Annotated in this window: 17 protein-coding genes; 7 read left to right on the forward strand and 10 right to left on the reverse strand. The window is 50.9% G+C overall.

Translation table 11 applies throughout. The features are described from left to right. Nucleotides 1-65: 65 nt before the first annotated feature. The 8 genes from ACMWKA_RS19640 to ACMWKA_RS19675 form a co-directional block, all read right to left on the reverse strand. Nucleotides 66-383 (reverse strand): phage tail assembly protein, encoded by a 318-nt coding sequence (locus ACMWKA_RS19640; RefSeq protein WP_149896877.1) that lies wholly within the window; start codon nt 381-383, stop codon nt 66-68. Between the two features lie 52 nt (nt 384-435). Further along, nucleotides 436-960 carry a phage major tail tube protein gene (locus ACMWKA_RS19645; RefSeq protein ID WP_128311344.1) on the reverse strand — a complete coding sequence of 175 codons (525 nt, stop codon included), beginning with the start codon at nt 958-960 and terminating at the stop codon, nt 436-438. Further along, a complete protein-coding gene (locus ACMWKA_RS19650; RefSeq protein ID WP_128311342.1) occupies nt 960-2,387 on the reverse strand; it encodes a phage tail sheath subtilisin-like domain-containing protein in 1,428 nt (475 codons plus the stop codon). The genes ACMWKA_RS19645 and ACMWKA_RS19650 overlap by 1 nt, the downstream gene beginning before the upstream one ends. Next, nucleotides 2,377-2,574: a hypothetical protein gene (locus ACMWKA_RS19655; protein ID WP_128311340.1), complete on the reverse strand. Its 198-nt coding sequence runs from the start codon at nt 2,572-2,574 to the stop codon at nt 2,377-2,379. The genes ACMWKA_RS19650 and ACMWKA_RS19655 overlap by 11 nt, the downstream gene beginning before the upstream one ends. Then, complete coding sequence (locus tag ACMWKA_RS19660; RefSeq protein ID WP_414760532.1) at nt 2,571-3,029, reverse strand: Gp37 family protein; 459 nt, start codon at nt 3,027-3,029, stop codon at nt 2,571-2,573. Before ACMWKA_RS19660 ends, ACMWKA_RS19655 begins: the two co-directional genes overlap by 4 nt. A gap of 128 nt (nt 3,030-3,157) precedes the next feature. Next, nucleotides 3,158-3,472: a hypothetical protein gene (locus tag ACMWKA_RS19665; protein WP_149896880.1), complete on the reverse strand. Its 315-nt coding sequence runs from the start codon at nt 3,470-3,472 to the stop codon at nt 3,158-3,160. Nucleotides 3,473-3,484: 12 nt separating this feature from the next. Then, nucleotides 3,485-4,051, reverse strand: a complete 567-nt coding sequence (locus ACMWKA_RS19670; RefSeq protein ID WP_411162200.1) for a transglycosylase SLT domain-containing protein — start codon at nt 4,049-4,051, stop codon at nt 3,485-3,487. Nucleotides 4,052-4,095: 44 nt separating this feature from the next. Continuing rightward, complete coding sequence (locus tag ACMWKA_RS19675) at nt 4,096-4,383, reverse strand: putative holin (RefSeq protein ID WP_149896882.1); 288 nt, start codon at nt 4,381-4,383, stop codon at nt 4,096-4,098. Nucleotides 4,384-4,802: 419 nt separating this feature from the next. Between ACMWKA_RS19675 and ACMWKA_RS19680 the strand changes: the two genes are divergently transcribed. Continuing rightward, the gene (locus tag ACMWKA_RS19680) at nt 4,803-5,150 is read left to right on the forward strand and encodes a Mor transcription activator family protein (RefSeq protein WP_161669859.1); all 348 of its coding nucleotides are present in this window, start codon (nt 4,803-4,805) and stop codon (nt 5,148-5,150) included. Nucleotides 5,151-5,211: 61 nt separating this feature from the next. Here the strand turns inward: ACMWKA_RS19680 and lysC are convergent, their stop codons facing one another. Then, a complete protein-coding gene (gene lysC, locus ACMWKA_RS19685; RefSeq protein WP_013095032.1) occupies nt 5,212-6,561 on the reverse strand; it encodes a lysine-sensitive aspartokinase 3 in 1,350 nt (449 codons plus the stop codon). A 375-nt stretch (nt 6,562-6,936) separates the two neighbouring features. Here lysC and pgi point away from each other — a divergent pair, with 375 nt between their 5' ends. The 5 genes from pgi to ACMWKA_RS19710 all read left to right on the forward strand — a co-directional run bounded on the left by pgi (nt 6,937) and on the right by ACMWKA_RS19710 (nt 12,728). Next, complete coding sequence (gene pgi, locus ACMWKA_RS19690) at nt 6,937-8,586, forward strand: glucose-6-phosphate isomerase (protein ID WP_020686615.1); 1,650 nt, start codon at nt 6,937-6,939, stop codon at nt 8,584-8,586. A 367-nt stretch (nt 8,587-8,953) separates the two neighbouring features. Continuing rightward, complete coding sequence (gene yjbE / locus ACMWKA_RS19695; protein WP_013095034.1) at nt 8,954-9,196, forward strand: exopolysaccharide production protein YjbE; 243 nt, start codon at nt 8,954-8,956, stop codon at nt 9,194-9,196. Between the two features lie 63 nt (nt 9,197-9,259). Then, nucleotides 9,260-9,898 (forward strand): YjbF family lipoprotein, encoded by a 639-nt coding sequence (locus ACMWKA_RS19700; RefSeq protein WP_013095035.1) that lies wholly within the window; start codon nt 9,260-9,262, stop codon nt 9,896-9,898. After that, on the forward strand, nt 9,895-10,632 hold the full coding sequence (locus ACMWKA_RS19705; protein WP_072200518.1) for a capsule biosynthesis GfcC D2 domain-containing protein: 738 nt from the start codon (nt 9,895-9,897) through the stop codon (nt 10,630-10,632). Before ACMWKA_RS19700 ends, ACMWKA_RS19705 begins: the two co-directional genes overlap by 4 nt. Beyond that, the gene (locus ACMWKA_RS19710; protein ID WP_029882648.1) at nt 10,632-12,728 is read left to right on the forward strand and encodes a YjbH domain-containing protein; all 2,097 of its coding nucleotides are present in this window, start codon (nt 10,632-10,634) and stop codon (nt 12,726-12,728) included. Before ACMWKA_RS19705 ends, ACMWKA_RS19710 begins: the two co-directional genes overlap by 1 nt. Nucleotides 12,729-12,783: 55 nt before the next feature. Here the strand turns inward: ACMWKA_RS19710 and ACMWKA_RS19715 are convergent, their stop codons facing one another. After that, complete coding sequence (locus ACMWKA_RS19715; protein WP_020686619.1) at nt 12,784-13,236, reverse strand: acyltransferase; 453 nt, start codon at nt 13,234-13,236, stop codon at nt 12,784-12,786. 96 nt (nt 13,237-13,332) lie between these two features. Between ACMWKA_RS19715 and psiE the strand changes: the two genes are divergently transcribed. Further along, nucleotides 13,333-13,743 carry a phosphate-starvation-inducible protein PsiE gene (psiE, locus tag ACMWKA_RS19720; RefSeq protein ID WP_000202963.1) on the forward strand — a complete coding sequence of 137 codons (411 nt, stop codon included), beginning with the start codon at nt 13,333-13,335 and terminating at the stop codon, nt 13,741-13,743. Nucleotides 13,744-13,821: the final 78 nt, after the last annotated feature.

Here is a 13,821-nt window from a genome sequence, read left to right on the forward strand (position 1 = left end):
GTTTAATCTGAGTGCCAGCTTCATCCAGCCAGCAGGCGAAATCGTCAGTAGTCAAAGCATCAATTTCAGCTGGCTGAAAGTGAAACCACTTCGCCAGCAACGCCATCGCCTGCCACAACAGCTGTGGGTTCTGTAGCCATACTAAGCATGGATTGAAATCGTTTCTGCAGCGCCTGATAGTCGAGCAAATCCATCTCTGAGAGATCTTCCGGTACCAGCCCGGTCATTGCTGCCATTAGCGGTTCGTCCCATTCTTCCGGTTTATCACTGGCGCGGCGAGCGGTGCGCATATCTTTTACCTTCAGACGGCGTAATCGAAGTTCGGCGATATGTTCTCCGGTGGCAGAGGTAAATGGAAACTGGAGAGTATATTTTTCGGTCATGTTGTAATCCTTATTAATAACTTTAAATTCGGGGCCGAAGCCCCGAAAAAAATCAACCGCCGATATTATTGCGGTATGCGTTTAGCTGATCCGTCCCGTTAACGCGGAAAATATTTGCCAGATAATCCAGTTCCAGCAGTGTTTCACCGTCAATGACCTGTTTAATATAGGTACAACCAAAGGCGCTGCTAAATTCTGGATTTTCATTCTGTTTGAATGTACCCAGCGGATTCTTTTTAAACATCACTGTCATATGCGTGACCAGAGCTAATTGATCTGCTTTCCCTTGAGAGTTATAGCAGTCAATACTGGAGCGGCATTGTAAAGCGACTGCCTGCCACGGATTGGCCGTTTTGCGCATTACTTCATGATAGAAAGAGTTCCATTTAATCTCACCTTCCAGCTTATCAAAACCCGCTGGCAGCTCGATTTTCCCAACCATACCAAGCGCCTTATGTTCTTGCATAATCATGCTGACATCAGGCAGTTTAATTTCGGTTGCTCGACCTAAAAGATTATTACCATCGAGATAAATATTCGCATTGGTAATACGGTTGATTTGAATTTTTCCGGCCATTAGTGATTGCTCTCCAGAGAAACTAAATATTCAGAGGTAATTTCTGTTTCAAATGTCAAACGCTCCAGTGGCGGTGGCGGTGTGAATTTGTAGCTCAGCAGCAAATGACCGGCAGCCAGTTCCGTTTGTTCGTTACGCGCTGGGTCGTACCAGCATTCGAAACCTAAGAGCGCGCCATCTGCAATGAGTTTGCGTCCCCAGGTATTAACCGATTCAGTTAACGCATCAATCAGCGCCTGGTTAATTGGCATATCCATATATTGTTGACTGAAATAACGAATAGATTCGTTAATAACATCGCCAGTACGGCGCACGTTTTCAAAATTGCGCATATGCGTCACTGTCGGCCAGGCCGCAGTACGGTTACCCCACAGACGCAAACCAGAGCCATAACTATTGAAAACCGTCGTGATACCGTTTTCGTTGAGTTGATTCACTTCACTTTGGGGATCGTCGATCATGGCGCTCAGAGAACGTTCTACGCCGGTAATACCCTGAATTTCCTGGTTTGAGTTGCTCCACCAAAATCCTTTTTCCAGATCGATTTTAGCGCGCAGGCCCGCTGCTCGGGACGAGAGCGGCTCCAGGACTTCCGTATTTGTTGTGCTGTCGTATACTTTTACGTGTGGATAGCACAGGCGAGCACGGTCGGAACTTGTATTAAAATTAATCGTGCCCGTCGATCCTCGCCCTGCCAGTACTTGCTGGAAGGTCGTACCGATCGGCGCATCGATATAACTAATCGCACCCAGATTTTCAGCCTGAGCAATCAGCTCAGTTGCCACAGATTTTTGGGTACAGAATACAGGGGCAATTAAAATTTTTGCAAAAAAACCGAACAGGTTATACGTATCCTGTAGCACTTTCATTCCGGTGCGATCGCCTGCGGCATTTACGGTACCAATTATTTCAGCTGCAGTAACTTTCGTTGGGTCGGAATAGGTATAATTAACAAACGCTTTGGTTCCTGGTGTTAAGTTATTACCCATGCAGGTAATTCTACCCGTCAACATATCGACGGTATAATCTGAATCTTTTGTATAAGGAATGCCGGCATTAATGCTGCGACCAATAGCCAGGGACTGGATTCCCCCATGTTTAAGTTGAATCTTGCTATTGGCATCAACTGTAACGCTTTCACTTGCGATCGTACTTTTGTGTACTGACGGATCTAATACGTTAATGACTACTACGGTGCCTGCACCATGATCATAGATGGCATTTAGCGCCTGCGGAATGGTCGTATTGGCTGTTGCAAAACCAAACTGCGCGGCATCGCTTTCAGAAAGGCATAACGTTGCCTTATTGACAGGACCGCTGATGGCTGTACCAATCAGACCTATCACTGCGGATTTTACTGCTTTAACCGGACGTGGACCGGCTTCGATTTCAAGGGTTTCTACACCATGTAGGTAATTAGCTGCCATGTACAACATCCTCTGCGTTAGTTTCTGTTTCTTCCGTGACAACTGGCGATAGGTGCCGGCGAGCAATCATAGTTTTGACCCACTCATTGTCTTCAGGCAGATCGATCTCGCTATTTGTCCACAATAAAATTTCCTGGCCATTGGAGAGCGTGACGCCGCTTGCCGGGCCGTGATAAACATATTTCATACAGTTTCGTCCTTATAGTTAACGACCGTAAGCAGGGGTAAATCCTTGCTTACCTGATTAGCAATAAACGGCATGCTGGAGGCCAACTCCAGTATGTAACGGCAAAGGCCTGAGTTCTCACCGAGATACCTTTCGTTATCTGGCCAAAGTGGCCGATCGCATCCGGGAAGATAAATTCCTCCCAACACATCACGAATACGATCCAGTGCATTTATTGCTTCACTGATTTTTGGAACAATTACGGTAGCAGCCATCTTGAGTGTTCGTTTCAATACAATTGCATCAGTACTTTCCAGAGAGGTAAAGGTCGAGCCACAATATTGTAATAGTACAGTCACCTTATTTACTGCTGGAATATATTCCAAGGGGTCTATCTCTGAAATAAACACATCCAGTTCAGGAACGGATTTTTGTAGTCTATTAATCACAGTATTGATAATAGTTAATGTTTCCAATGTCACTCTCCTTAGTTGTCCGGTGAGAGTTGTCTCCCCCCTCCGTAATAGTTCGGGTATATCTTTACTGATTTATCCTGAATTTTCTTCTAATTTAATTTAGTAAAAAATAAAAGGTGTTTTTTAGATTAATGGCTTCCACGTTGAATGAGTTCTATCTTGCTATAAACGGCATCCAGCTTTGCTTCTATAACAGCTTGTCCTCGAAGGTAGTCTTCTCTGCGAACATAATGCAGAGGAAGGTCTGCTCTGAATTCCAGAAATTCACGTTCTAGTCTTGTCCATCCAATTTCTGTTTCACGCCGGGCAATTTCAAGTGTTTCAAAACGTTCATTCAACTGCTTTAAAATTTGCGCTAAAAGAAGCTTGCCGCATGCAAACATTAATCCTGCGAACGAAAGTAGGAATGAGATAAGTTCCCAAAAATCGATACTGAGCTTCATTATTACCTCTGTTTAAGAGATGCAACTTGCTGGCCCCCATAACAAATAAAGTGATGCCCGATTAAATAAAATGTTTTTGGGATAATGTCGATTCTCACGCCAGTTTGCCGCACTACGTCCGGCATTAACCCGTTCTACATTCCCAAACCAGAGGGAAGGATCAAGTCCTTTTGATGTGGCCAGCCTTTTATCTTTATTAACCCAACCTTGCCCACCATTGTATGCACTCAGCGTAAATGCCATTCGTTGGCAGTTATCTCTCGCCTGGAGAGAATTCCAGAGTCGACGGTCATATTGCACCAACGCACGTATGGCCCAGGTGGGGTTGTAAGGCGCATTATCGCGTAATTCTGGATAAAGCTTGCTTATCCATGTTGCCGTTTCGGGCATAAACTGTGCCATACCGGTAGCCCCCGCCGGAGAGCGCGCCATGATATTCCAGCCTGATTCTTGATGTATTTGTCCGGAGAAATCTGCTACAGGCGCGTTAAGCCCCCAAATTTCTCTGGTGGTACGAATCAGTTCATTTCGCCATTGTAATGATTCACGCGGAGGGCTTTTTGCCTCGGCCATTGGCATACTGGCGATTATATATAACAAGTAAATGAATCTTTGCCGCATAGTTACAACCCCAGTGCAACAGCAAGACAGGTCGCCGCAACGAGAATAGCGCGGCGAATCATTGCTGCCGCGCAGCACAAAGATTCTTCCCAGGGACAAAAAGAGTCAGGGCGAGCCCAGGGAAAAAGGCTACGGTCGAGCCAATAACCAACCACCGCTGAGAGTGATACAAGGCTGAGTTTGTAAATAGCAACAGGAATTTGTGCGGGTGATGTCCAGCCGATAAGTGCAAAAAGCAATACAGATGAGATCAACCAACCTGATAGCCGGGGAATCGTTTTCTTTGGCATAAACTGTCTCCTGATAAGTGGAATTCCATACTCACGACATAGCCGGTAAAAAGAACGAAAACCACTTTAGAAAATAATTTCTGTCATCTATTTTTAGTTTTTTTTGAAATTTGTTTAAAAGATTTATTAAAAGTGAGGCGTACGATTTCTTTGATGACGCCGAAAAGCGCTTATAAGATGGTGTGCATTATAGATGTCCAATCTAAGGATAAATTCAATGAATGATATAGCGATATGTTCAGATGAATAATTTCTATGGCTAATTAATTAACTCATAATAACTAACTGATTGAGATATATGAGTAAATGTATTCATTAAAAATTTATATGTATTTATGGTGAGTTATTGCTTTTTTTCTGATTTCCGCACCTACAACAGTACTGGAAAATACCTGGTGCAAAAAACATGGAGATGAAAAATGATTGATAAGTCTGTGGAGATGACTCGGTTCCCTGAAATTATTAACGATCTGGCGTTTCATGCGTCCCAGGTGCTTATTGAAAGCATAAATCTTGATAGCGAATCAGCAACGAATGTTGGCCAGGCTATAGCTGACAGGATGATGAGGAACTGGGGGGGACAAAGCATCTATTTCCCCAAGGGCATTTCTGGTAGGGCTTCAGAACGGGATTACAAGATCTATAGTGAATGTGACGGTCGTAACTATGCCGAGCTGGCAAAAAAATACAATCTGACGCTACAGTGGATCTACAAAATCGTAAAGCGTGTACATAAGGAAAAGCAGAAACATCAGCGCATTGCATAAGATACAGGCTCGAATATGGCGTAAAGCATTCTACGCAATACGCCATAGTTAGTATTGACGCTTATTCAAACAAATTCTGATGAAGTTTCTGCACCACCTGTTCTGCCTGCTCAGCAGGCACCAGGAAGCAGAGGTTGTAGCTGGAGGCACCGTAGCAAATCATGCGGATATTGAACGGGTCGAGCACACCGAAGACCTCTTTGCCCACGCCACACGCGCGCGACAGCTTATTACCGATGATGGCCACCAGCGCCAGGTTTTCTTCAACTTCCACGCGGCACAGTTCTGACAGCTCAATCAGCAGCGACTGCGTCAGCAGGGTGTCACCCGTTGAGGTTGAACCGGTGGTGTCCAGCGTCAGTGCGATACTCACTTCGGAGGTGGTGATCAGATCCACGGAGATGTTATGACGCGCCAGGATGCCAAACACTTCCGCCAGGAAGCCGCGCGAGTGCAGCATATTATGGCTGTGCAGCGTAACCAGCGTTTGCTTACGGCGCAGGGCCAGCGCACGGAACAGCGGTGGATTTTCGGTTTTCTTGCACACCAGCGTACCGCCCGCTTTCGGATCTTTACTTGAACCGACGAAGACCGGGATATCACTACGCACGGCAGGCAGCAGCGTTGCCGGGTGCAGCACTTTGGCACCGAAGGTCGCCATTTCCGCCGCTTCTTCAAACGCAATCACATCAATACGTTTTGCCGCAGAGACGACGCGTGGATCGGTGGTGTAAATCCCCGGGACGTCAGTCCAGATATCTACACGGGTCGCGTGCAGCGCTTCACCCAGCAGCGCCGCGGTGTAATCACTGCCGCCACGGCCAAGCGTGGTGGTGCGTCCTTTGGCTTCGCTGCCGATAAAGCCCTGGGTGATCACGATCCCCTCATCCAGGCGCGGGACCAGCTGCTGATTGGTCAGCTCGGCCAGCGCTTCCACGTCCGGCTCGGCGCGGCCAAAGCGATCGCTGGTGCGCATGATTTTACGCACGTCGAACCACTGTGCCTGAACGTTACGTTCACGCATGATTTCAACAAACAGCAGGGTGGACATGAGCTCACCGTGGCTGACCAGCTCATCGGTCAGGGCGGTGGAGGTGGCCAGAGAAGCCGCTTCTGCCAGCGTGGTGATATTTTCCAGCAGGCGCTCCACTTCTTCGCGGATCACGTTCGGGTTCTGCAGACGTTCAAGGATATCGAACTGAATTTTGCGCAGTGCGTCCAGCTTAACGAAGCGCTCGGTGGCCTCCAGCCCTTCAGACAGAGAAACCAGCAGGTTCGTCACGCCAGCAGAGGCAGAAAGCACTACCAGGCGGGTATTCGGATCGGCCAGCACCACATCGGCGCTGCGGTTCATGGCATCGTAATCTGCCACACTGGTGCCGCCAAACTTGGCGACCACAAAACTCGTCATAATAACCTCGTGTCAGGGAATGAATAAAGCGACCATGGCACAAGAATGAAACGAAAACAGGTGCAGGCGCAAAATACGGCCCTATAAATAAAATGCGGGGGAGGTCCTGTCAATGCCGGGATTATGCGGATTTTTCATGGGGGGGTACCCCTGAGAAACAGGACTTATAACAGGGCCATATTTTATGCTTCGTTTTCCCCGATTTTGACCGACATTTCGCCGCCACGGGTGGGCGCGTCAGCAGCTATACTTTTCGGGTCTTTTCACCTGCGTTTGATGCAGGCCAGGGCAATGGCATAAAAACCATCACAATTTTTATTTGCAGGCGCTACAATCGACCGCAGTCACAATTCTCAAATCAGAAGAGTATTGCTAATGAAAAACATCAACCCAACGCAGACCGCTGCCTGGCAGGCACTACAAAAACATTTTGATGAAATGAAAGACGTCACCATCGCGGAGCTGTTCGCGAAAGATGCCGATCGTTTCAACAAATTCTCCGCGACCTTCGATGATCTGATGCTGGTGGATTTCTCCAAAAACCGCATCACCGAAGAGACACTGGCGAAACTGCAGGATCTGGCGAAAGAGACGGAACTGGCAGACGCCATCAAATCCATGTTCTCCGGTGAGAAGATCAACCGTACCGAAGACCGTGCCGTGCTGCACGTGGCTCTGCGTAACCGTAGCAATACGCCAATCATCGTTGACGGCAAAGATGTGATGCCGGAAGTGAACGCGGTGCTGGAAAAGATGAAAGCCTTCTCTGAAGCAATCATCTCCGGAAGCTGGAAAGGCTACACCGGCAAAGCCATCACCGACGTGGTGAACATCGGTATCGGCGGTTCTGACCTCGGCCCGTTCATGGTCACCGAAGCGCTGCGTCCATACAAAAATCATCTCAACATGCACTTTGTCTCCAACGTCGATGGTACTCACATCGCCGAAGTGCTGAAGAACGTGAACCCGGAAACTACACTGTTCCTGGTGGCCTCTAAAACCTTCACCACCCAGGAAACCATGACCAACGCCCACAGCGCGCGCGACTGGTTCCTGAAAACCGCAGGTGACAACAAGCACGTGGCGAAACACTTCGCAGCGCTGTCCACCAACGGTAAAGCGGTTGGCGAGTTCGGTATCGACACCGCGAACATGTTCGAGTTCTGGGACTGGGTTGGTGGCCGCTACTCTCTGTGGTCTGCGATCGGCCTGTCTATCATTCTCTCCGTGGGCTTCGACAACTTTGTTGAGCTGCTCTCCGGCGCGCACGCGATGGACAAACACTTCTCCACCACCGCACCTGAGAAAAACCTGCCGGTGCTGCTGGCGCTGATCGGTATCTGGTACAACAACTTCTTCGGCGCAGAGACCGAAGCGATCCTGCCGTACGACCAGTACATGCACCGCTTCGCGGCTTACTTCCAGCAGGGCAATATGGAATCCAACGGTAAATACGTTGACCGTAACGGCAACGCGGTGGATTACCAGACTGGCCCAATCATCTGGGGTGAGCCAGGCACCAACGGTCAGCACGCGTTCTACCAGCTGATTCACCAGGGGACCAAAATGGTACCGTGCGATTTCATCGCCCCGGCTATCACCCACAATCCACTGTCTGATCACCATCCTAAACTGCTGTCTAACTTCTTTGCTCAGACCGAAGCGCTGGCGTTTGGTAAATCCCGCGAGGTGGTAGAGCAGGAATACCGTGACCAGGGTAAAGATCCGGCCACCCTGGAACACGTTGTGCCGTTCAAAGTGTTCGAAGGCAACCGTCCAACCAACTCCATCCTGCTGCGTGAAATCACGCCGTTCAGCCTGGGTGCGCTGATTGCTCTGTATGAGCATAAGATCTTCACGCAGGGCGCAATCCTGAACATCTTCACCTTCGATCAGTGGGGCGTTGAGCTGGGTAAACAGTTGGCGAACCGTATTCTGCCTGAACTGGGTGATGACAAAGCGATCAGCAGCCACGACAGCTCGACAAATGGTTTGATTAACCGTTATAAAGCATGGCGCGCGTAATTAAATCGTCATAAAAACGTGCCGGCGATATGCCGGCATTTTTTTATCAGACAATTCCTGATGTCTGTTATTTAACTCAAATTCCCGTTATGAGTTTTATCCGAAAATACCTTTTAACCCGTTAATGAGTGCGGTTTATTTTAGGATTATACGGAGAGTTAATTTCGCCTTATGTAATTATATCTATTTGATTTTAAATAACTAATTTATTAGTTAATTATTCTTATACTTCACATTTATCCAATAGTCCGAAAACCCTTCCTCTATTTATCCGTACGGCAATCCCTCTGCTTTAGTTGTGTATACTCGAATCCGCCTGAATTTCTTTTCGGGCAAATCTCCATTCATTCATTGAAGGGAAATTGTTATGAAGAAAGTACTGTATGGCATTTTTGCCATATCTGCACTTGCGGCGACATCTGTCTATGCAGCTCCGGTCCAGGTCGGGGAAGCAGCAGGGTCGGCAGCGACGTCTGCGTCTGCGGGGAGTTCTACCGCGGCCAGCACCAGCACCGTAAGTTCAGCCGTGGGTGTCGCGCTGGCGGCAACCGGTGGCGGTGATGGCTCCAATACCGGAACCACGACCACTACGACGACCAGCACCCAGTAATTCCGGGTGTTTTAATCATAACCACACTTCGGTGTGGTTATTTCGCCCCTTCGGAGAAGAGTCGTGAAGCGACCTGCAATCATCCTGATTTGCCTGCTGTTGCAGGCGTGCTCGGCCACCACCAAAGGGCTGGGCAACTCACTGTGGGACAGCATATTCGGTACGCCGGGTGTGCATTTGACCGATGATGAACTTCAGAACATGCCGTATGCCAGCCAGTACATGCAGCTCAACGATGGTCCGCAACTGTTTGTGGTGCTCGCTTTCGATGAAAACGGGCAGCAGAAATGGGTGACGCAGGATCAGGCCACCATCGTGACGCAACATAGCCGTATTGTGAAAACCCTGCTCGGTGGCGATAACCTTCTTGAGGTCAACAACCTTGCGGCCGATCCGCTCAGCAAACCGAACCAGATCACCGACGGGGCAAGCTGGACGCGGACAATGGGCTGGACGGAACACAAGCAGGTGCGTTACGCCACCGCCCGCTCCACCTTCCGCTGGGATGGTACGGACAGCGTCAGGGTAGGCAGCGACGAAACCCGGGTTCGCGTACTGGATGAAGAGGTCACGACCGATCGGGCAACCTGGCATAACCGTTTCTGGGTGGATGATGAAGGGCAGATCCGTCAGTCCCTGCAATATTTGGGTGCCGGATTCTTCCCGGTTAAAACCACGCTGATCAAGGCCGCGAAATCATGAAAACACTTATTCGCGTTGCGCTGATCGCAAGCTTTGCCACACCGCTCGCCTGGTCTGCCGGGACGGTGAAGGTCTACACGCCGGACAGCACGCAGCCCAAAACGTTGACGAACGCCGGCCACCTGATCGATCTCGTCGGCCAGCCAAGGCTGGCAAACAGCTGGTGGACAGGTGCGGTGATCGCTGAGCGGCAGGCAACGGTGGCGGCGGAACAAAAGCACAAGGCGCTGCTCGCCAGATTAACGGGGTTAGCAGAGCAGGAAGACGGCGACGATGCTGCAGCCATTAACAGCCTTCGTCAGCAGCTTCTGGCGCTAAAGGTTACCGGAAGACAAAACATCAATCTCGATCCGGATGAAGTCCGCGTGACGGAAAAAGGCAATCCGGCCCTGGAGGGAGATTACACGCTCTGGCTCCCGGCGCAGCCTTCCACCATCACGGTGATGGGGCTTATTAGCAGCCCGGGTAAAAAACCGTTTACTCCCGGCCGCGACGTGGCGAGCTATCTCGACGAGCAGAGCCTGCTGAGTGGTGCGGATAACAGCTACGCCTGGGTGATTTATCCTGACGGGAACACGCAAAAGGCGCCGGTTGCCTACTGGAACAAGCGGCATGTCGAACCCATGCCAGGCAGCATCATTTTTGTCGGTTTTGCCGACCATTTCTGGACGAAGGCATATGACGGGCTGAATGCCGATATCCTTCATTCCCTGACACAGCGGATACCGGAATAATGAAAAAGACCTATCTCTACAGCATGCTGGCACTGTGTGTGAGTGCCGCCTGTCATGCAGAAACATATCCGGCACCCATTGGCCCGTCTCAGTCAGACTTCGGTGGCGTCGGTTTACTGCAAACCCCTACCGCGCGTATGGCGCGAGAAGGGGAAATTAGCCTTAACTATCGTGATAACGACCAGTACCGCTACTATTCTGCATCCGTACAGCTGTTCCCATGGCTCGAAACCACGCTGCGCTACACCGACGTACGAACGAAACAGTACAGCAGCGTGGACGCGTTTTCCGGCGATCAGACCTACAAAGATAAAGCCTTCGATCTCAAACTGCGCCTGTGGGAAGAGAGCTACTGGATGCCGCAGGTATCCGTGGGGGCCAAAGATATCGGCGGTACCGGCCTGTTCGACGCGGAGTACATTGTCGCCAGTAAGGCCTGGGGGCCGTTTGACTTCTCGCTGGGGCTTGGCTGGGGCTATCTCGGCACCAGCGGCAACGTGAAAAACCCGTTCTGCACCTACAGCGACAAATTCTGCTATCGCGACAACAGCTATCAGAAAGCGGGTTCCATTAACGGTGACCAGATGTTCCACGGTCCGGCTGCCCTGTTTGGCGGCGTGGAGTATCAGACGCCGTGGCAGCCGCTGCGCCTGAAGCTGGAGTACGAAGGTAACGACTACTCGCAAGAGTTCGCCGGAAAGATTGAGCAAAAGAGCAAGTTTAACGTCGGCGCCATTTACCGCGTCACCGATTGGGCCGACGTTAACCTCAGCTACGAGCGCGGCAACACCGTGATGTTTGGCTTTACGCTGCGCACCAACTTTAACGACATGCGGCCGCACTATAACGACAACGCGCGGCCTGCATACCAGCCGGAGCCGCAGGATGCCATTCTGCAGCACTCCGTGGTGGCCAACCAGCTGACGCTGCTGAAGTACAACGCCGGTCTGGCGGATCCGAAAATCCAGGTGAAAGGCGATACGCTGTACGTGACCGGTGAGCAGGTGAAATACCGCGATTCGCGGGAAGGGATCGAACGTGCCAACCGGATCATCATGAACGATCTGCCGGAGGGGATCCGCACGATCCGCGTAACGGAGAACCGCCTGAACCTGCCGCAGGTGACGACGGAAACGGACGTGGCCAGCCTGAAGCGCCATCTGGAGGGCGAGCCGCTGGGGCATGAAACCGAGCTGGTACAAAAACGCGTTGAGCCGATCGTGCCGGAGACGACCGAGCAGGGCTGGTATATCGATAAATCGCGCTTCGATTTCCACATCGACCCGGTGCTAAACCAGTCTGTCGGTGGGCCGGAAAACTTCTACATGTACCAGTTGGGCGTGATGGCAACGGCGGATCTGTGGGTGACCGACCACCTGCTGACCACCGGCAGCCTGTTTGGCAACATTGCCAACAACTACGACAAGTTCAACTACACTAACCCGCCGAACGACTCGAAGCTGCCGCGCGTGCGTACCCGCGTGCGTGAGTACGTGCAGAACGATGCCTACGTAAACAACCTGCAGGCCAACTACTTCCAGTACTTCGGCAATGGCTTCTACGGCCAGGTTTACGGCGGTTATCTGGAAACCATGTATGGCGGCGCGGGGGCGGAAGTGCTTTATCGTCCGGTTGACAGCAACTGGGCGTTTGGTATTGATGCCAACTACGTTAAACAGCGTGACTGGCGCAGCGCGCAGGACATGATGAAGTTCACCGACTATAGCGTGAAAACCGGCCATCTGACGGCCTACTGGACGCCGTCGTTCGCCCAGGACGTGCTGGTGAAAGCCAGCGTGGGTCAGTACCTGGCGGGCGATAAGGGCGGCACGCTGGATATCTCCAAACACTTCGACAGCGGAGTGGTGGTCGGTGGTTACGCCACCATCACCAACGTCTCGCCGGACGAATACGGGGAAGGGGACTTCACCAAAGGGGTGTATGTGTCGATTCCGCTGGATCTGTTCTCATCCGGTCCAACCCGTAGCCGTGCGGCCATTGGCTGGACGCCGCTGACGCGCGACGGGGGCCAGCAGCTGGGTCGTAAGTTCCAGCTGTATGACATGACCAGCGATAAGAACATTAACTTTCGCTGATAGCCCTCATCCTTTTCTGTTGTAGGCCCGGTAAGCGCTTGCGCCACCGGGCAACTCACAAGCGGCGCAGCAGCCTCGCCGGGTTTCCCGCATAAACGCCTTTCTCGGTGATGGATTTGGTCACCACGCTCCCCGCACCAATCACCACCCCGTCGCAGATGGAGACCGCCAGGATGGTCGCCCCGCTGCCTATCGACACATCATTTCCCACAGTAATGCGTCCCCAGCTGTTCCGGTCAGCATTGGGTTTGCCGTCGCGAAACATATCGTTGGCAAACATCACCCCATGGCCAATGAAACAGCGTTCGCCCAGGGTGACGTACTCGCAAATGAAGGTGTGGGACTGAATTTTGCTCTCGTCGCCAATGCGCGTATTGCCCTGAATTTCAACAAACGGGCCGATAAACACACCGTTGCCAAGCACGCAGTCATAGAGATTGCAGGGCTCATACAGGGTGACATTTTCACCACAGGTTACGTTGCGAACCCCGGTAGGTCTGCGCTCCATTCGTTACCTCCGTACATAAAACATAATTAAAAAATATAGATCCACGTCACATTTTTGCGTTATACAGGAACCTCGCCCTGGAGAATGAGGTGCTGTATGACATCCCTGACTCGCCCGCGCGTTGAGTTCATCTCAACTATCCTCCAGACCGTGCTCAACCTCGGTCTGCTGAGCCTTGGCCTGATCCTGGTCGTCTTTTTGGGTAAAGAGACGGTGCATCTGGCGGATGTACTGTTCGCCCCCGAGCAAACCAGCAAATATGCGCTGGTGGAAGGCCTGGTGGTCTACTTTCTCTACTTTGAATTTATCGCCCTGATTGTGAAGTATTTCCAGTCAGGCTTTCACTTCCCGCTGCGCTATTTTGTCTACATTGGGATCACCGCGATAGTGCGGCTGATCATCGTCGATCATAAATCTCCCCTTGATGTGCTGATCTACTCGGCGGCGATCCTGCTGCTGGTGATCACGCTCTGGTTGTGTAATTCGAAGCGGTTGAAGCGCGAATAGGCGCTCTGACGCGGAAGAGATGCGGTCAAAATGTGATCTATATAGATTTAATTTAAAACTATATAGTTTTAAATGTGT

It is taken from the genome of Enterobacter sp. 03-F-07-AD-ECC, assembly GCF_047530935.1.
GTDB classification, from domain to species: domain Bacteria; phylum Pseudomonadota; class Gammaproteobacteria; order Enterobacterales; family Enterobacteriaceae; genus Enterobacter; species Enterobacter cloacae.